The organism is Rahnella sp. CJA17(1/100), from assembly GCF_963881615.1.
Classification (GTDB): domain Bacteria; phylum Pseudomonadota; class Gammaproteobacteria; order Enterobacterales; family Enterobacteriaceae; genus Rahnella; species Rahnella aceris.
On the sequence record NZ_CAWOJA010000021.1, the window covers coordinates 20,839 to 39,071 of the forward strand.

18 protein-coding genes are annotated in these 18,233 nt (G+C 50.2%); 10 read left to right on the forward strand and 8 right to left on the reverse strand.

Annotated elements, in window-relative coordinates:
- The first annotated feature begins 10 nt into the window (after window positions 1–10).
- From dnaE to AACU55_RS11340, 6 genes are all read left to right on the forward strand, one after another.
- A complete protein-coding gene (gene dnaE / locus AACU55_RS11315; protein WP_134707055.1) occupies window positions 11–3,493 on the forward strand; it encodes a DNA polymerase III subunit alpha in 3,483 nt (1,160 codons plus the stop codon).
- A gap of 12 nt (window positions 3,494–3,505) precedes the next feature.
- Entirely contained in the window at window positions 3,506–4,465 is a 960-nt protein-coding gene (gene accA, locus AACU55_RS11320) for an acetyl-CoA carboxylase carboxyl transferase subunit alpha (RefSeq protein WP_013574209.1), read from the forward strand.
- A 189-nt stretch (window positions 4,466–4,654) separates the two neighbouring features.
- Window positions 4,655–6,802: a lysine decarboxylase LdcC gene (locus AACU55_RS11325; RefSeq protein ID WP_015689430.1), complete on the forward strand. Its 2,148-nt coding sequence runs from the start codon at window positions 4,655–4,657 to the stop codon at window positions 6,800–6,802.
- Window positions 6,803–6,888: 86 nt separating this feature from the next.
- Entirely contained in the window at window positions 6,889–7,278 is a 390-nt protein-coding gene (locus AACU55_RS11330; RefSeq protein WP_015689431.1) for a VOC family protein, read from the forward strand.
- 7 nt (window positions 7,279–7,285) lie between these two features.
- Window positions 7,286–8,629: a tRNA lysidine(34) synthetase TilS gene (tilS, locus tag AACU55_RS11335; RefSeq protein ID WP_134707056.1), complete on the forward strand. Its 1,344-nt coding sequence runs from the start codon at window positions 7,286–7,288 to the stop codon at window positions 8,627–8,629.
- A 54-nt stretch (window positions 8,630–8,683) separates the two neighbouring features.
- Window positions 8,684–9,013 carry a c-type cytochrome gene (locus AACU55_RS11340; protein WP_013574213.1) on the forward strand — a complete coding sequence of 110 codons (330 nt, stop codon included), beginning with the start codon at window positions 8,684–8,686 and terminating at the stop codon, window positions 9,011–9,013.
- A 66-nt stretch (window positions 9,014–9,079) separates the two neighbouring features.
- Here AACU55_RS11340 and rof read toward each other — a convergent pair whose 3' ends face one another.
- Window positions 9,080–9,340 (reverse strand): Rho-binding antiterminator, encoded by a 261-nt coding sequence (gene rof / locus AACU55_RS11345; protein ID WP_013574214.1) that lies wholly within the window; start codon window positions 9,338–9,340, stop codon window positions 9,080–9,082.
- Window positions 9,327–9,527: a YaeP family protein gene (locus AACU55_RS11350; protein WP_013574215.1), complete on the reverse strand. Its 201-nt coding sequence runs from the start codon at window positions 9,525–9,527 to the stop codon at window positions 9,327–9,329. Before AACU55_RS11350 ends, rof begins: the two co-directional genes overlap by 14 nt.
- A 215-nt stretch (window positions 9,528–9,742) precedes the next feature.
- Here AACU55_RS11350 and AACU55_RS11355 point away from each other — a divergent pair, with 215 nt between their 5' ends.
- The 3 genes from AACU55_RS11355 (at window position 9,743) to nlpE (ending at window position 11,462) form a co-directional block, all read left to right on the forward strand.
- Window positions 9,743–10,303 carry a YaeQ family protein gene (locus tag AACU55_RS11355; protein ID WP_013574216.1) on the forward strand — a complete coding sequence of 187 codons (561 nt, stop codon included), beginning with the start codon at window positions 9,743–9,745 and terminating at the stop codon, window positions 10,301–10,303.
- Window positions 10,270–10,719 carry an alternative ribosome rescue aminoacyl-tRNA hydrolase ArfB gene (gene arfB, locus AACU55_RS11360; protein ID WP_222940690.1) on the forward strand — a complete coding sequence of 150 codons (450 nt, stop codon included), beginning with the start codon at window positions 10,270–10,272 and terminating at the stop codon, window positions 10,717–10,719. The genes AACU55_RS11355 and arfB overlap by 34 nt, the downstream gene beginning before the upstream one ends.
- Window positions 10,720–10,784: 65 nt before the next feature.
- On the forward strand, window positions 10,785–11,462 hold the full coding sequence (gene nlpE, locus AACU55_RS11365) for an envelope stress response activation lipoprotein NlpE (protein ID WP_134707057.1): 678 nt from the start codon (window positions 10,785–10,787) through the stop codon (window positions 11,460–11,462).
- An 86-nt stretch (window positions 11,463–11,548) separates the two neighbouring features.
- On the opposite strand, the gene proS is transcribed toward nlpE, so the two are convergent.
- The 6 genes from proS to metN form a co-directional block, all read right to left on the reverse strand.
- A complete protein-coding gene (gene proS / locus AACU55_RS11370) occupies window positions 11,549–13,267 on the reverse strand; it encodes a proline--tRNA ligase (RefSeq protein WP_134707058.1) in 1,719 nt (572 codons plus the stop codon).
- 118 nt (window positions 13,268–13,385) lie between these two features.
- On the reverse strand, window positions 13,386–14,093 hold the full coding sequence (gene tsaA / locus AACU55_RS11375; protein WP_037035132.1) for a tRNA (N6-threonylcarbamoyladenosine(37)-N6)-methyltransferase TrmO: 708 nt from the start codon (window positions 14,091–14,093) through the stop codon (window positions 13,386–13,388).
- Window positions 14,090–14,497: an Rcs stress response system protein RcsF gene (gene rcsF, locus AACU55_RS11380; RefSeq protein WP_013574221.1), complete on the reverse strand. Its 408-nt coding sequence runs from the start codon at window positions 14,495–14,497 to the stop codon at window positions 14,090–14,092. The genes tsaA and rcsF overlap by 4 nt, the downstream gene beginning before the upstream one ends.
- Window positions 14,498–14,683: 186 nt before the next feature.
- Window positions 14,684–15,499 (reverse strand): MetQ/NlpA family lipoprotein, encoded by an 816-nt coding sequence (locus tag AACU55_RS11385; RefSeq protein ID WP_013574222.1) that lies wholly within the window; start codon window positions 15,497–15,499, stop codon window positions 14,684–14,686.
- A 61-nt stretch (window positions 15,500–15,560) separates the two neighbouring features.
- On the reverse strand, window positions 15,561–16,214 hold the full coding sequence (locus AACU55_RS11390) for a methionine ABC transporter permease MetI (RefSeq protein ID WP_119261298.1): 654 nt from the start codon (window positions 16,212–16,214) through the stop codon (window positions 15,561–15,563).
- Window positions 16,207–17,238: a methionine ABC transporter ATP-binding protein MetN gene (gene metN / locus AACU55_RS11395; RefSeq protein ID WP_134707059.1), complete on the reverse strand. Its 1,032-nt coding sequence runs from the start codon at window positions 17,236–17,238 to the stop codon at window positions 16,207–16,209. Before metN ends, AACU55_RS11390 begins: the two co-directional genes overlap by 8 nt.
- A 179-nt stretch (window positions 17,239–17,417) precedes the next feature.
- Here metN and gmhB point away from each other — a divergent pair, with 179 nt between their 5' ends.
- On the forward strand, window positions 17,418–17,984 hold the full coding sequence (gene gmhB, locus AACU55_RS11400; RefSeq protein ID WP_013574225.1) for a D-glycero-beta-D-manno-heptose 1,7-bisphosphate 7-phosphatase: 567 nt from the start codon (window positions 17,418–17,420) through the stop codon (window positions 17,982–17,984).
- Window positions 17,985–18,233 lie beyond the last annotated feature (249 nt).

Below are 18,233 nucleotides of genomic sequence, written 5' to 3' on the forward strand. Positions count from 1 at the left end.
GACTCTGGATATGGCCGAACCTCGTTTTATTCATCTGCGTGTACATAGCGACTATTCCATGGTGGATGGGCTTGCGAAGGTCGGTCCGCTGGTGAAATGCGCAGCGTCACTCGGCATGCCTGCTCTGGCGATTACCGATTTCACTAACTTGTGCGGACTGGTTAAATTTTACGGTGCGGCACATGGCGCAGGTGTAAAACCGATTATCGGTGCAGACCTGAATGTCCAAAGCGAAATTCTGGGTGATGAACTGGCCCAACTGACTGTTCTGGCGATGAATAATCAGGGCTACCAGAACCTGACATTATTGATTTCCAGAGCATATCAGCGCGGTTACGGCGCTGCCGGGCCGATCGTCGATCTCGAATGGCTGGCAGAACTCAATGAAGGTTTGATCCTGCTTTCCGGCGCGAGAATGGGTGATGTCGGTAAGTTTCTGACCCGCGGAAATGATTTGCAAGTCAGTCAGTGCCTGGATTTCTACCAGCAGTATTTCCCTGATCGCTATTATCTCGAATTGATCCGTACCGGTCGGGCAGAAGAAGAAAACTATCTGCATGCGGCGGTCGCACTGGCGACAGAACGCGGTTTGCCGGTGGTGGCAACCAACGACGTGCGCTTTATGGTGCCGACCGACTTTGATGCCCATGAGATTCGTGTTGCGATCCACGATGGTTTTACACTGGATGATCCTAAACGTCCGCGCAATTACACTTCACAGCAATATATGCGCAGTGAAGATGAAATGTGCGAGCTGTTTGAGGATTTGCCTGAAGCTCTGCAAAACAGCGTGGAAATCGCCAAACGCTGTAATGTCACCATCCGTCTGGGCGAATATTTCCTGCCGCAGTTCCCTACCGGTGATATGACCACTGAAGATTTTCTGGTCGAAAAATCAAAAATCGGGCTGGAAGAGCGCCTTGAGTTTTTATTCCCGGATCCGGAAGTTCGTGCACAAAGACGCCCCGAATATGACGAGCGTCTGGACATCGAACTTAAAGTTATCAACCAGATGGGTTTCCCCGGTTACTTCCTGATCGTAATGGAATTCATCCAGTGGTCGAAAGATAACAGCGTGCCTGTCGGGCCGGGGCGTGGTTCCGGTGCGGGTTCTCTGGTGGCGTATGCCCTGAAAATCACCGATCTGGATCCGCTCGAGTTTGACCTGCTGTTCGAACGTTTCCTTAACCCTGAGCGTGTTTCCATGCCCGACTTTGACGTCGACTTCTGCATGGAAAAACGCGACCGGGTTATCGATCACGTTTCAGAAATGTATGGCCGCGAAGCGGTCTCGCAGATCATCACCTTCGGTACCATGGCGGCCAAAGCGGTGATCCGCGATGTGGGCCGTGTTCTGGGGCATCCTTACGGTTTCGTTGACCGCATTTCCAAACTGGTGCCTCCTGATCCGGGGATGACGCTTGAAAAAGCATTTGCCGCTGAGCCGCAGTTGCCAGAGATTTACGAGGCTGACGAAGAAGTTAAGTCGCTGATCGATATGGCGCGTCAGCTGGAAGGTGTAACCCGTAATGCCGGTAAACATGCCGGTGGTGTGGTGATTGCGCCGACCAAAATCACTGATTTCGCGCCGCTTTATTGCGACGCCGAAGGTAATCACCCGGTCACGCAGTTCGATAAAAATGACGTGGAATACGCGGGTCTGGTGAAGTTCGACTTCCTCGGTCTGCGTACGCTGACCATCATCGACTGGGCGCTGGAGATGATCAACGCCCGCCGCGCGAAAGCCGGTGAGGCACCGCTGGATATTGCGGCCATCCCGCTGGATGATAAAAAAAGCTTCGACATGCTGCAACGCTCGGAAACCACGGCGGTATTCCAGCTTGAATCCCGCGGCATGAAAGATTTGATCAAACGTCTGAAGCCCGACAGCTTCGAAGATATGATCGCACTGGTCGCGCTGTTCCGCCCTGGGCCATTGCAGTCCGGCATGGTAGATAACTTTATTGACCGTAAACATGGTCGTGAAGAGATTTCTTATCCGGATATCCAGTGGCAGCATGAATCCCTGAAACCTGTGCTGGAGCCGACATACGGCATCATCCTGTATCAGGAACAGGTTATGCAGATTGCGCAGGTTCTGGCCGGTTACTCGCTGGGTGGTGCAGACATGCTCCGCCGTGCAATGGGTAAGAAAAACCCGGTCGAGATGGCCAAGCAGCGCGGTGGTTTTGAAGACGGGGCCAAATCTCGGGGTATTGACGGCGAACTGGCGATTAAAATCTTTGATCTGGTAGAGAAATTTGCCGGTTACGGTTTTAACAAATCTCACTCGGCGGCTTACGCTTTAGTCTCGTATCAGACGCTGTGGCTGAAAGCGCACTATCCTGCGGAGTTCATGGCGGCGGTAATGACGGCTGATATGGATAACACCGAGAAAGTGGTCGGGCTGGTGGATGAATGCTGGCGTATGGGGCTGAAGATTTTACCGCCTGATATCAACAGCGGTCTGTATCATTTCCACGTGAATGATGAAGGCGAAATTGTTTACGGCATCGGCGCGATTAAAGGCGTGGGTGAAGGTCCGATTGAAGCCATTATTGAAGCGCGTAACGAAGGCGGCTATTTCAAAGAACTGTTTGATCTCTGCGCGCGTGCTGACGTCAAAAAACTGAACAAACGTATTCTCGAGAAGCTGATCATGTCCGGGGCGTTTGACCGTCTGGGACCACATCGTGCCGCGTTGATGAGTTCCTTAAGCGACGCATTGAAAGCCGCTGATCAACATGCCAAAGCCGAGGCGATTGGTCAGGTTGATATGTTTGGTGTGCTTGCAGAAGCGCCTGAGCAGGTTGAGAAATCTTACGCGAATGTGATGCCATGGCCGGAACAAACGGTTCTGGATGGCGAACGTGAGACGCTCGGCTTGTATCTGACCGGCCATCCGATCACACAATATTTGAAAGAAATTGAACGTTATGGCGGTGGCCAGCGTTTGAAAGATATGCACCCGACGGAACGGGGCAAAATGACCGTCGCAGTGGGGCTGGTCCTCGCTGCGCGTGTCATGGTCACCAAGCGGGGTAACCGCATTGGGATCTGTACACTTGATGACCGTTCCGGTCGTCTGGAAGTGATGTTGTTCACCGAAGCGTTGGAAAAATTCCAGCATTTATTGGAAAAAGACCGTATCCTTATCGCCACAGGACAGGTCAGCTTTGATGACTTCAGTGGCGGGCTTAAAATGATGGCCCGCGATGTAATGGACATCAGTGAAGCACGGGAAAAATATGCTCGCGGTCTTGCTATCTCGCTGACTGACAGGCAAATTGATGACCAGCTTTTGAACCGTCTCCGCCAATCGTTGGAACCACATCGATCGGGGACGATACCAGTGCATCTGTATTACCAACGAGAAAACGCAAGAGCCCGGCTACGATTCGGGGCGTCATGGCGTGTTACGCCAACGGACAAACTGTTGCTGGATTTGCGAGGCCTGGTCGGTACTGAGCAGGTGGAACTGGAATTTGACTAAAATAGGAATGCTATGAGTCTGAATTTTCTTGATTTTGAACAGCCGATTGCGGAACTGGAAGCGAAAATTGACTCGCTGACTGCAGTCAGCCGTCAAGACGAAAAATTAGATATTAATCTGGACGAAGAAGTTGCACGCTTGCGCGAGAAAAGCGTTGAACTGACCCGTAAGATTTTCTCTGATCTGGGTGCCTGGCAAATTGCCCAACTGGCACGCCATCCTCGTCGTCCTTATACGCTTGATTACATCAAACATATCTTTACCGATTTTGATGAACTGGCGGGTGATCGTGCATTCGCAGACGATAAAGCTATCGTTGGTGGTATTGCTCGTTTGGGCGAACGTGCCGTGATGATCATTGGTCATCAGAAAGGCCGTGAAACGAAAGAGAAAATTCGTCGTAACTTCGGCATGCCCGCCCCGGAAGGGTATCGCAAAGCGCTACGTCTGATGGAAATGGCTGAGCGTTTCAAACTGCCAATCATCACCTTCATCGACACACCGGGCGCTTATCCGGGCGTGGGCGCTGAAGAACGTGGTCAGTCTGAAGCGATCGCCCGTAACCTGCGCGAAATGTCCCGTCTGAATGTCCCGGTTATCTGCACCGTTATCGGTGAAGGTGGTTCAGGTGGTGCACTGGCGATTGGTGTGGGTGATAAAGTTAATATGCTGCAATACAGCACCTATTCGGTTATTTCGCCGGAAGGTTGTGCATCAATTCTGTGGAAGAGTGCGGATAAAGCCCCTCTGGCCGCGGAAGCGATGGGCATCATTGCACCGCGTCTGAAAGAGCTGAAACTGATTGACTCTGTGATCCCTGAGCCTTTGGGTGGCGCTCACCGTAATGTAGAAGCGATGGCTGCTTCTCTGCGTGCACAACTTGAAGCTGATCTGAGCGATCTGGATGTGTTGAGTACGGAAGAGCTGCGTAACCGTCGTTATCAGCGTCTGATGACTTACGGCTACTGCTGATCCTGAAGGTGATTTTCGAAAGGCCACGCATTGCGTGGCCTTTTTTATTGTCCGTTTTCATCTATCCATCTTTCCAGCATTCTTAAATTTCCCCATTTCACTTTAAACTCAACGGTAAAGGGTACCCAGCAGGCACTAACCGTGTTTCTATAAATACCTTAGAAAATAAATAACAGAAGGATTTGTCAGATGAATATTATCGCTATCATGCGCCCGGAAGGGGCTTACTACAAAGACGAGCCGATCCGTGAACTGGATAGCGCGCTGACGCTTCTCGGATTTCAGGTCATTTATCCGCGCGATCGCGCGGATCTGCTCAAACTCATCGAAAATAATGCCCGTATTTGCGGCGCTATTTTCGACTGGGATCAGCATAGCGAAGAGCTGTGTACAGCCATTAATGAGCTGAATGAATATCTGCCGCTTTACGCTTTCATCAATACGCATTCGACGCTGGACGTCGACGTTAATGAAATGCGCATGGTGCTCTATTTCTTTGAATACGCACTGAGTGCGGCGGAGGATATTGCCAAACGCATCCGCCAGTACACCGATGAATACATCGATACCATTACGCCGCCGCTGACTAAAGCGTTGTTCACCTACGTAGAAGAAGGAAAGTACACTTTCTGTACGCCGGGGCATATGGCCGGTACGGCGTTTTTAAAAAGCCCGGTAGGGACGTTGTTCTATGATTTTTTCGGGGCCAAAACGTTGAAAGCCGATGTGTCGATTTCTGTGACAGAACTTGGTTCCCTGTTGGATCACACTGGCCCGCATCTTGAGGCGGAGGAATATATCGCCCGTACTTTCGGCGCCGAGCAAAGTTATATCGTCACTAATGGCACCTCGACGGCCAATAAAATTGTCGGAATGTATGCGGCACCGGCAGGGAGTACGGTGCTGATTGACCGCAACTGTCATAAATCGCTCGCCCATCTGATGATGATGACCAATATTGTACCGGTCTATTTGCGTCCCAATCGCAACGCGTATGGCATTCTTGGTGGGATTCCTAAGCATGAATTCACCCGCGAAAGCATCGAAGAGAAAATTGCACAGACAGAGAATGCTACCTGGCCAGTGCACGCAGTGATCACTAACTCGACTTACGACGGCTTGCTGTACAACACGGATTACATCAAAAACACACTGGATGTTCCGTCGATTCATTTCGATTCTGCATGGGTGCCATACACTAATTTCCATCCGATTTATGACGGTAAAAGCGGAATGAGCGGCGAGCGCATTCCCGGAAAAGTCATTTACGAAACGCAATCAACGCACAAACTACTGGCAGCTTTCTCTCAGGCATCGATGATTCACATTAAGGGTGATTACAACGAAAGTACCTTTAATGAAGCCTATATGATGCACACCACAACATCGCCAAATTACGGCATTGTGGCTTCTGCAGAAACTGCCGCGGCGATGTTGCGCGGTAACCCCGGACGGCGTCTCATTAACCGCTCGGTTGAACGCGCGCTGCATTTCCGTAAGGAGATACAGCGGTTGCGGGAAGAAACCGAGGGCTGGTTCTTTGATATCTGGCAGCCTGAATATATTGATGAAGCCGAGTGCTGGCCGCTGAACCCCGATCAAAACTGGCACGGTTTTGCCAACGCCGATACCGATCATATGTATCTTGATCCGATCAAAGTGACGATCCTGACACCCGGAATGGATGAAACGGGTAAGCTGGAAGAACAGGGGATCCCGGCGGCGTTAGTGGCGAAATTCCTCGATGAGCGCGGTGTGGTGGTAGAAAAAACCGGCCCGTACAATCTGCTTTTCCTGTTCAGTATCGGCATTGATAAAACCAAATCCATGAGTCTGATGCGCGGCCTGACTGATTTTAAGCGCAGTTATGATCTCAATTTGCGGGTCAAGAATATGCTGCCTGATCTGTATGCGGAAGATCCTGATTTTTATCGCAATATGCGGATTCAGGATCTGGCGCAGGGGATCCACAAACTGATCGTTCGTCACGACCTGCCGCGTTTAATGCTGGAAGCATTTGATGTGCTGCCTGAAATGAAAATGACGCCGTACGAAATGTTCCAGCATCAGGTACGCGGACATATTGATGAATGCGACATTGATGAACTTGTCGGCAAAGTGTCAGCCAACATGATCCTGCCTTATCCGCCGGGTGTACCTGTAGTGATGCCGGGCGAGATGATCACGGAAGAAAGTCGGGCTGTGCTCGATTTCCTGATTATGCTTTGTTCGATAGGCGAGCGTTACCCCGGTTTTGAAACTGATATTCATGGAACGCGGCTCACAGAAGACGGGCGCTATCTGGTGAAGGTCTTAAAACTTCCGGAAGCGGGCTAGCAAACTGCCCTCTTTAGGAGGGCTTTTTATTGACGTGTTTGGCCGCCCTGAGTAACGTGCAGGTCAGAAATCAACAGGACATGACTATGCTTAATCTCCGCCAGATCCATCATATCGCCATCATTGGCTCTGATTATCAGGCCAGCAAACACTTCTACTGTGACATTCTCGGGTTCACGTTACTGGGGGAGTTTTACCGTGAGGAACGCGATTCCTGGAAAGCTGACCTGGCGCTTAATGGTCATTACACCATTGAATTATTCAGCTTTCCGCAACCGCCAGCCCGGCCAAGTCGTCCTGAGGCGTGCGGATTACGCCATCTGGCGTTCAGCGTTGAAGATATCGCACAGTCCATTTCCGCCCTCACTGAAGCCGGCATTGTCTGCGAACCGGTAAGAATTGATCCTTACACCGGCAAAAAATTTACTTTCTTCAACGATCCGGATGGCTTGCCGCTGGAACTGTACGAATCCTGATTATCCTATGAGTTCAAAACTGGCCGTGACATTTCTTTCAAAACATCTGCTCAATAAAATCGGTGATGCACGAAGACTTTGCGTTGCGTTCAGCGGCGGACTGGATTCTTCCGTACTGCTGGCCGGACTGGCTGAGTTACGCGACAAAGCGTTGCCGGATATCGAACTGCGTGCATTGCATATCCACCATGGACTAAGCCAGTTTGCAGATGACTGGGTCGCACACTGCCAGACGTTTTGTCAGCAGCGAGATATCCCTTTCTCCGTCGTTAAAGTGCAGGTAGATGCACAGGAAGGTGGGATTGAAGCGGCGGCACGAACGACACGTTATCAGGCATTTGCTGAAAGTCTGACTGCTGGTGAAGTGTTACTGACAGCACAACACCTGAATGACCAATGCGAAACTTTCATGCTGGCGCTTAAACGTGGAAGCGGACCTGCCGGTCTCTCGGCGATGAGCGGGGACAGTTCAATACACGGTTATCGCTTGTTAAGGCCTTTTCTGGAGCTCAGCCGTGAGCAGCTTGAAGCATACGCGAAGCAGTTAAAGCTCAGCTGGATTGAAGATGACAGTAACCGGGATGCCCGCTTTGATCGCAATTTTCTGCGACTGGATATTTTTCCCGCACTTTACCAGCGCTGGCCGCACTTTGCGCAAGCCACAGCCCGCAGCGCATCACTTTGCGCAGAGCAGGAGACGCTGCTGGATGAGTTGCTCAGTGAATCTCTCACTTCATTGACCGATGAGCAGGGCAGTCTGTCGGTTGAGAGACTGAAGGCGTTTTCAGCCGTCAGACGCTCTGCGCTATTACGTCGCTGGCTGGCATCGCGTGGCGCAAGAATGCCTTCGCGTGAACAACTGCAGAGAATATGGGATGAGGTAGCTTTGAGCCGCGAAGATGCCCAGGCGCAGTTAGTGCTGGGGAAAATGGTAGTCCGGCGTTTCCGTGGGCGTTTGTATGTATTGCCAGAACGCCGGTCGCTTAAAGATCAAATCCTCTGCTGGGATCCGGCTGAAAAATTAACGCTACCTGACGGTCTGGGCTGTCTGATTACCGATCATGTTCTCATCGCGCAGGGGGCTGACTGTTTGATCCGCCAGCCACGTGCTGGCGAAAAGATCACTGTGCGTTTTCAGGTGCAGGGATATATCGAAAAAGTCGGGCGGGATCGTGCGCGCCAGGCGAAAAAATTGTGGTCTGAGTTAGGTGTGCCGCCATGGGAACGAGGTCGTATCCCTTTGGTTTATTACAATGATCAATTGATGGCAGCCCCGGGTTGGTTTATTACGCGCCAGTCCCGGGCTGAAAATAATGAAGCGCAATGGCGGATCATCTGGTCGGCTGCGTAATAAACGGAAAGAACGGTTTATTTGAGGCGGATGTTATTTGCCCGGGGAGTTGTGATGCAAGTAATGGGAAGAACACTGGCAGGGATAGTGGCATCGATGCTGATCAATTTGCCTGCTCTGGCGGGGGGAAATGTGGCTGACGGGCAGTCTAAATCAGCCAGCTGCTCGGCATGTCACGGCGCAACGGGTAAAGCCATTAATTCGATTTATCCTAATCTGGCAGGGCAAAATGCAGATTATCTGGCGCTTTCACTGCATGCTTACAAGAAGGGTGAGAGAAGTGGCGGGCAGGCGGGTGTGATGCAGGCTTTTAGTGCGTCATTATCCGATCAGGATATCAGTGATTTGGCAGCGTATTACGCCAGTCTGACGTCGTTGAAATGATATTGCCTCAGAAATGCAAACGGGCAATCCTGAGATTGCCCGTTAGGTCACTGACGTCGGTTGTCGCTATTCGGCACTGACGACAACGGTGCCAATTTCCGGATGGCTAAAGCTTTCAATGTGATCCAGACGCAGATCTCGTTGTTCGCCGTTCGCCTCAACCACCAGATATTCCACTTTCTTACGCATTAACAAATCGTTGGCTTTAGCCTCAACGACTTCTCCACTACGCATCTTCAGCGTCAAAACCAGGTGATGCTGGCAGGCGAGCTCGAGATTATCGTAGTCATCACAATTGATGGGTTGGTACTCATCATTCATCGACATAATCGCTCACCAATAAGTTAGCGGCGGCGTAGGCCGCCTGGTCCCTAACGGAAGACGGAAGTTCAGCATTTGCTGCGACTTCGTCCAATGCTTTCAATACACAGCCCAACGCATCGGGCACATATCCGAGATCACCGCTGGCAATTTCAGAATATCTACGGCGTACCAACTCACAGTATTGTTGCATAAGTTCTCCCTAAAAAGCGTATCCCTCTGAGGAAAGCGCAGAAAGATAAGCTCTCAGTATTTAACGACTATAGCACAGGAGAGTGTGAGTTATTAGCAGGCCTGTAAAGGTAAATCGTTTGCGTAAAGCCTTTATTGCGGATGACCATCGGGGGAAAACTGGCCGCAGCAGGATGCTTTCAAGTACACTGTGCGTCTATTATCAAGGGGTTTACCATGGCGTTAAAAGCAACCATTTATAAAGCAGCGGTCAATATCGCTGATATGGATCGTAATTTCTTTCATGACGCCAGCCTGACTCTGGCACAGCATCCTTCCGAAACAGAACAACGCATGATGCTGCGTCTGCTGGCATGGATTTACCATGCCGACGAACGACTGACTTTTACCCGCGGATTAAGCGCCGAAGATGAGCCGGAAATCTGGCGTAAAAACGACCATAACGGCATCGAATTATGGGTCGAATTAGGACTACCTGATGAGAAGCGTCTGAAAAAAGCCTGTAACCAATCGCGTGAGGTGGTCCTTTATGCGTATGGTGAGCGTGCTGCGAAAGTCTGGTGGTCGCAAATCGAGGGGAAAGTCAGAGGTTTTGAGAACCTGCGTATCCGTTATTTAGAAGATGAGTTGCTGAATCAATTGACTGCTTTTGGCAGCCGTACCATGAACTTACAGGCGACATTGCAGGACGGAACTATTTGGCTTTCTGATGCTCAGAGTAATTTGGAAATTCATTTTTCTGAATGGAAAGAGTCTGTCATAAAAGAAGCCAGGTAATCAGCGTGCTAATCCTTTCAGGAAAACTGGAAATACCTGACGGCGAAATCGAATTAACGGCGATCCGCGCTCAGGGCAACGGTGGTCAGAACGTCAATAAAACATCAACGGCTATCCATTTACGCTTTGATATTAAAGCGTCGAGTTTGCCAGAATATTACAAAGAGCGGTTACTGGCTTTTAATCATCATTCTGTTACTGCCGACGGTTGGGTCATTATCAAAGCCCAGGAATACCGGAGTCAGGAGATGAATCGCGAAGCCGCTCTGGCCCGGTTGGGGGCACTGATTTCACAGGCGATGGTAGTAGAAAAACCGCGCCGCGCGACGAAGCCGACTCGTGGGTCTAAAATTCGTCGGGTTGAAAGTAAAGTTCGCAAGGGTGCGACAAAAGCATTACGGGGCAAAATACGTTAGCCCTAACTTCGTGCTGCAGGACAATTTTTATCGCGGCACTGTAGAAAAGCAGTAGGGGAGAAACTGTGAAAAAAATCATCATTAGTGCAGTGCTGGCGCTCGGGGCGCTGTCACTCTTCGGTTGCCATACCGCCGCCTTTAATCATGAAAAACCGTTGCAGGCTATGCAGCAGAGTTACAGTGGCGTGTTGCCGTGCGCAGATTGCAGTGGCCTGAAGACGTCATTATTCCTGGATCAGGATGGGACTTACATCCTTCAGGAGGAATATCAGGGCGGCAAAGAGGGCGATCAGGTGTTTGCCAGCTACGGACGCTGGGCCCGCACTGCGGATAAACTGGTGCTGACGGACAGCCAGGGCGAGAAACGTTATTTCCATCCGAAAGATGAAAATCTGGAAATGTTGGATCAAAGCGGTGAGCCGATTACGTCCACATTCAACTATACGTTGACGCCGGTGCAGCAGAATTTGCCGAAAACGCCAATGGCACTGAGCGGAATGATGCAATACAGCGCCGATGCTGCTTCCTTTAAAGATTGTGTGACAGGCAACATATTCCCGATGTCGGCAAATAAATCGCTGGAAGAAGGGTATCTTGCCTCGCGTAAAACCCCCAATCAGCTGGTCTTCCTTTCTATGGACGGGCATTTCATGGCAGAGCCGTCAATGGAAGAAGGGCAGGTGCAAAAGGCTGTGGTTGCAGATAAAAACGTACGGTTTGATGCAACGAAGTCCTGCCCGTAAAAGCGATTAGGCTCAGGCGGAATAGCACAAATAAAAATGCCCGCATTACGCGGGCATTTTTATGGACAAATGATCATCAGCGGATCTTAACGCGGGATCTGGCTCAGCAGATATTCCACGATATCGCTTTGTTTGATCATCTGTTTTTCGCCAGTGCGACGGTTTTTGTATTCCAGCTCTTCAGCATCCAGATTACGATCACCAATCACCACCTGATGCGGCACACCGATCAATTCCATGTCCGCGAACATGACGCCCGGACGTTCTTTACGATCGTCGAGGATCACATCGATACCGTGTGAACGCAGTTCTTTATACAGCGCTTCTGCCGCATCTTTCACACGGAAAGATTTGTGCATGTTCATTGGCAGGATAGCGACCTGGAACGGCGCGATAGCATCCGGCCAGATAATACCGCGGTCATCGTGGTTTTGTTCAATCGCCGCAGCGACCACACGAGTCACACCAATACCGTAACAACCCATGGTCATCAACTGGTTACGGCCATCTTCGCCCTGAACGGTAGCATTCATCGCTTCGGAATATTTGGTTCCCAGCTGGAAGATATGACCGACTTCGATACCGCGTTTAATGACCAGCGTTCCCTGACCATCAGGGCTTGGATCACCGGCTACTACATTACGGATATCGGCTACTTCTGGCAGCGCAGCATCGCGATCCCAGTTAATTCCGAAATAGTGTTTACCGTCGATGTTAGCGCCTGCGCTGAAATCGCTCATTGCAGCAACAGTACGATCCGCGACGATTGGCATTGGCAGATTAACCGGACCGAGTGAACCCGGGCCAGCCGCGACGATTTCACGAATCTCCGCTTCCGTTGCAAATGTTAGTGGTGCAGCAACTTGCGGCAGTTTCTCGGCTTTGATTTCGTTCAGCTCATGATCACCACGAACCAGCAAAGCAACCAGTTTATGACCGCTTTCCGCTGTTGCATGAACCATCAGAGTTTTCACCGTTTTCTCAACCGGAACCTTGAACTGTTCTGTCAGTTCAGCGATAGTTTTTGCGTCCGGCGTTTCGACAATCCGCATTTCTTCTGTTGCTGCAGCACGTGGCGTTGCGGGTGCCAGTGCTTCTGCGAATTCGATGTTAGCGGCGAAATCAGAAGAATCAGAGAATACGACATCATCTTCACCGCTCTGTGCCAGCACCTGGAATTCGTGAGAGGCGCTGCCGCCGATAGAACCGGTATCCGCCAGCACGGCACGGAAATCCAGACCCATACGGTTGAAAATCTGACTGTAGGCCGCGTACATCGCGTCATAAGTTTCCTGCAAAGATTCCTGCGTCGTATGGAATGAGTAGGCATCTTTCATCAGGAATTCACGGGAACGCATTACACCAAAACGCGGGCGAACTTCGTCACGGAATTTAGTCTGGATCTGGAAGAAATTCAGTGGCAGCTGCTTGTATGAGCTGACTTCATTACGGATCAGGTCAGTGATCACTTCTTCATGGGTTGGACCCAGTACGAACGGGCGCTCGCCACGATCAACGAAACGTAACAATTCCGGACCATATTGCTCCCAACGTCCGCTCTCCTGCCACAAATCAGCGGGCTGGACTACCGGCATCGACACTTCAATGGCGTTCGCGTTGTTCATTTCTTCGCGTACGATGTTTTCAACTTTCTTGAGAACACGTAAGCCGGTCGGCAGCCAGGTATACAGGCCTGAGGCCAGTTTACGGATCATCCCTGCGCGCAGCATCAGCTGGTGGCTGATAACTTCCGCGTCGGCTGGCGTCTCTTTCAGTGTAGAGAGCAGATATTGAGTAGTACGCATGATGTGTTGGTTCCGTTAGCACTGCAAATTGCAATCGGGCTGCCATGGGCAGCCAAAACGTGAAAAGTGGCTTAGTTTACCAGCGAGTTGCTATTGTCAAAAGAGAGGCAGAGGAAATTTAGTCTTTGTCGAGGGACAATACCTGATTCACAGAGCCTGTGACCCGCCAGCGGACATTAAACTCTAGTAAACGAACGGCATAATCGCGCGCTGTGGCTTCACCTTTACGATAAGCCGGACGGGGATCCTGTCCTAAAACCTGCGTGATGAAGCGGCGCAGATGCGGGTATTGCCTCGCATGCTCAGCCAGTTGCTGTTCAGCCTGCGGTAAAAATTCTACCGGCATATCGGCATCAGGTGCGTGCTGAGCAAAACCGGCGCGTGCATCAGGATGGCTTTCCGCAAATGGAAGATACGGCTTAATGTCCACAACAGGTGTGCCATCCACTAAATCCAGACTGCCAAGCTGCAGAATGACATTCTGACCCTGACAGCGAATCCCTTTCAGTTCAACCAGAGACATCCCGAGCGGATTAGGCCGGAAGGTTGAACGGGTGGCAAATACACCGGTACGCACATTCCCGCCCAAACGTGGTGGGCGAACTGTCGGATGCCAGCCGCTTTCCATCGTCTGATGGAAAATAAACATCACCCATAAATGGCTGAAGTCTTCCAGCCCGCGAACAGCTTCGGGCTGGTTATAAGGCGGATGCAGATGTAATTCGCCGCCACCATCCTGGATCAATCCGGGCTGGCGCGGAACAGCAAACTTCTCTTTATAGGGCGAGTGAATGATCCCTATTTGCTCAAAAGAAAATGAGGTCATTTAAACGTGACGTTCAGGGCGGAACCCTGACAAATCGCCTGCTGGAAGCAGCCTGGTACGCCGCTGATAATCTGGCACTGATGTAACAATACGGCATTGGCCTTCATATAGGATGCACGGGTCAGCATTCTTTTCCGTGCAGTAGCCAGACTCGGTGGCGCATCATTTTGAGCGCTCTGGCAAGATTCGCCGGAGACTTCGCCCAGATCACGGAATGGAGTTCCGACTAAAGCTTCTGCATCTTTATAGAGCTTTACAGGAGCGGGGCGTACTGGTGTCGGCTTTGGTTTGACAGGTTTTGGTTCTTCTTTTACAACAGGCGCAGGGGGGGTTGGCTGTGTGTGTTGAGTCAGGGAACAACCCGCCAGCAAAAGTGCCGACAAACAGAGAGGTAAAGCACGCATGGTATATCCTCTGCTTTTTAATATGTTTACAGGAAAGAATGTGGCGTTATTGAACCAAGGTATTGAGAAAATAACAAGGCGGGCATCAGCCCGCCTTGTTATTTATTTATGAAAAGATGTATTTGCGAGCTTACTATCTTAGAAACGAATACTCAGGAAAAAAGTAGGGTTCCTGATTTCGGGCAATTACCAACCTTTCACTGCGCCACCGTTGAAGATTTTATTCGCTGCAGCGTTCACTTCATCAGACTGGTAAGCCTGAACGAATTTCTTCACGTTTTCAGCATCTTTGTTATCTTCACGTGCAACGATCAGGTTCACGTATGGAGATTCTTTATCTTCTACGAAGATACCGTCTTTCTCTGGCGTCAGGTTGATCTGGCTGGCGTAAGTGGTGTTGATTACGGCCAGAGCGATTTTCGCATCATCCAGTGAACGTGGCAGTTGTGGTGCTTCGAGTTCGACCAGTTTCAGATTTTTAGGGTTCTCAGTCACATCCAGAACTGTCGGTAACAGACCAACACCGTCTTTCAGTTTGATCAGACCTTGTTTTTGCAGCAGCAGCAGAGAACGGCCGAGATTAGTCGGGTCGTTTGGCAGCGCAACCTGGTCGCCATCTTTCAGCTCATCAATAGATTTGATTTTCTTAGAGTAACCGGCGATTGGGTAAACGAACGTGTTACCCACCGGGACCAGTTTGTAACCGCGATCTTTGATCTGCTGATCAAGATAAGGTTTATGCTGGAAGGCGTTAACATCGATGTCACCTTTGCTCAGTGCTTCGTTAGGCAATACATAATCATTGAAAGTCACCAGCTCAACATCAAGACCGTATTTCTCTTTAGCTACTTTCTGTGCAACTTCAGCGACCTGCTGTTCAGAGCCTACGATCACACCCACTTTGATGTGATTTGGATCTTGTTCTTTTGGCCCGCAGCCCACTAAAGCCAGCGATCCCAGAAGCGCGCCGACAACTGCAATGGATTTGAATTTGTTAGACATGTCCTTTCCTCAATAAACGGATATAAATCATTCACAGGTAGCTATTACAGCTGTTGTTTCGTTATTTATGTGTGACTGCTTTTACGATGCGGTCGCCACAAAATTGAATTAAATACACCAAAACCACTAGCAGGACTAATACAGTATTCATGGCAGTTGCGTCGTAACCGATATAACCGTACTGATAACCGATTTGTCCCAAACCACCGGCACCGACAGCGCCACCCATAGCAGAATAGCCTACAAGAGTGATCAGCGTGATGGTGGCAGCATTGACCAGACCTGGCAGAGCTTCCGGCAATAAGATTTTTCGGATGATCTGCATCGGTGTTGCACCCATTGCGCGGGCGGCTTCCACCAGACCGCTTGGAATTTCCAGCAGGGCATTCTCAACCATGCGGGCAATAAACGGCGCAGCACCCACAGTCAGCGGGACAATCGCTGCCTGCAAACCGATTGAGGTGCCGACAATCATACGCGTGAAGGGAATCATCCATACCAGCAAGATAATAAAAGGAATGGAACGGAAAATGTTAACCAGCGCTGACATCACGCGATAGATATTTTTATTCTCTGCAATCTGACCCGGACGGGTGACGTACAGCAGTACGCCGAAAGGCAAACCTAACACAAAACCAAAGAAGCCAGAGGTTAGCGTCATGATGACCGTTTCCCAGATTCCGCGGCCCATTAACCACATCATTGCCTCAGACATAACCCAGTACCTCTACTTTCACCTGATTCTCATGCAGGAACTGAATTGCCGCCTGAGTATTTTCTTCTGAACCGTGCATTTCTGTCAGCATAATCCCGAACTTTACACCGCCGGCATAATCCATCTGAGCACTGATAATATTATTGTTGATGTCAAAGCGACGGACTGCTTCGGAAAGCAGCGGGGCATCAACGGACTGACCGGTAAATTCCAGGCGCAGTAAAGGAACGCGACCCGTTTCAGGCTGAGGTACCAGACGCACGGCGTAATCTTCCGGAATATCCAGGTGCAACGTTGACTGAATAAATTGCTGTGCAAGCGGAGTCTTAGGATGTGAGAACATCTCGCTTACTTTATCCTGCTCAATCAGTTTGCCATCGCTGATCACAGCAACTTGATCGCAAATGCGTTTTACGACGTCCATCTCATGGGTGATCAGCAGAATCGTGAGACCCAGACGACGGTTGATATCTTTTAGTAATTCCAGGATTGCGCGGGTGGTAGCTGGATCCAGTGCACTGGTAGCTTCATCACACAGCAATACTTTTGGATTACTGGCCAGCGCACGGGCAATGGCTACGCGTTGTTTTTGTCCACCGGAAAGATTCGCCGGGTAGGCATCATGCTTATCTTCCAGCCCGACCAGGCTCAGCAGCTCGGAAACTCGTTTCTTAATATCGGCTGAAGAAAGATTGTCGAGTTCGAGTGGCAGGGCAACGTTGCCAAAAACGGTGCGAGAGGACAGCAGGTTAAAGTGCTGGAAAATCATGCCAATCTGGCGGCGTGCGCGGGTCAGCGCTTTCTCTGAGAAGGACATCAGATCCTGACCATCGACCAACACCTGGCCTTTAGTCGGGCGCTCCAGCAAATTGACGCAGCGTATTAAGGTACTTTTCCCCGCGCCGGAAGAACCGATTACGCCATAAATTTGTCCGGCAGGGACGTGAAGACTCACGTCAGAGACCGCGACGATCTGGCGCGAACCCTGCAGGAAAATCTTGGTGATGTTAGAAAGTTTAATCATATTATTTTTTATTCTGTCTTTTTGCCGTGACGTGGTGAATTTAACTCTGCGGAGGTCTTCCCCGTAGTATGTCGTGGATGCTAAGGCGTCTAGACGTCTAAGTCAACCAGGTTAGCATTCTCACAAGCATTGAAAACATGCGATACTGGCGCCGTTAATCAGCCATCAGGAGCAAATTCGTGGCACAACCTGTTTCAGCAATCTTTCTCGACCGTGATGGCACTTTGAATGTCGATCATGGTTATGTACATGAAATCGATAACTTCCAGTTTATCGACGGTGTAATCGATGCTTGTCTTAAATTAAAAGAGATGGGCTTTTTACTGGTGCTGGTCACCAATCAGTCCGGTATAGCACGCGGCAAATTTACTGAAGATCAGTTTCTGACTCTGACCGAGTGGATGGACTGGTCGCTTGCCGATCGTGGCGTGGATCTCGACGGTATCTATTTTTGTCCGCATCATCCTGAAGGCTTGGTTAAGGAGTTTACACAAGCCTGTGATTGCCGTAAGCCGCAACCTGGGATGTTTTTGACGGCCAAAGAAGAACTAGGCATTGATATGGCCTCTTCTTATATGGTGGGCGACAAACTGGAAGATATGCAGGCAGCTGCTGCTGCAGGAGTGGGGCATAAGATTTTAGTTCGTACCGGCAAACCCGTAACCCCGGAAAGTGAAAGTGCTGCGGATGCGGTACTGGAAAGCCTTGCTGCATTGCCTTCCTTTATAGCAAAAGGGCAGAAATAACGGCTTCTGGACAAAAAAACGGCAAACGAAATAAAACTGTATTTATTCGCTTGCCATTAAAATCCAACTCCCTATAATGCCGCTCCATCGACAGGAAACAACGTGAACAACATCACGAAGTGACCGGGTCGGAAAGATTAAAAACAGCGGCAACCGGATAAAATAAACGGTTGACACTGAATGAGGAAAGCGTAATATACGCCACCTCGAGTTAGCAAGCGAAAGCGCGTAACTCACTGCTCTTTAACA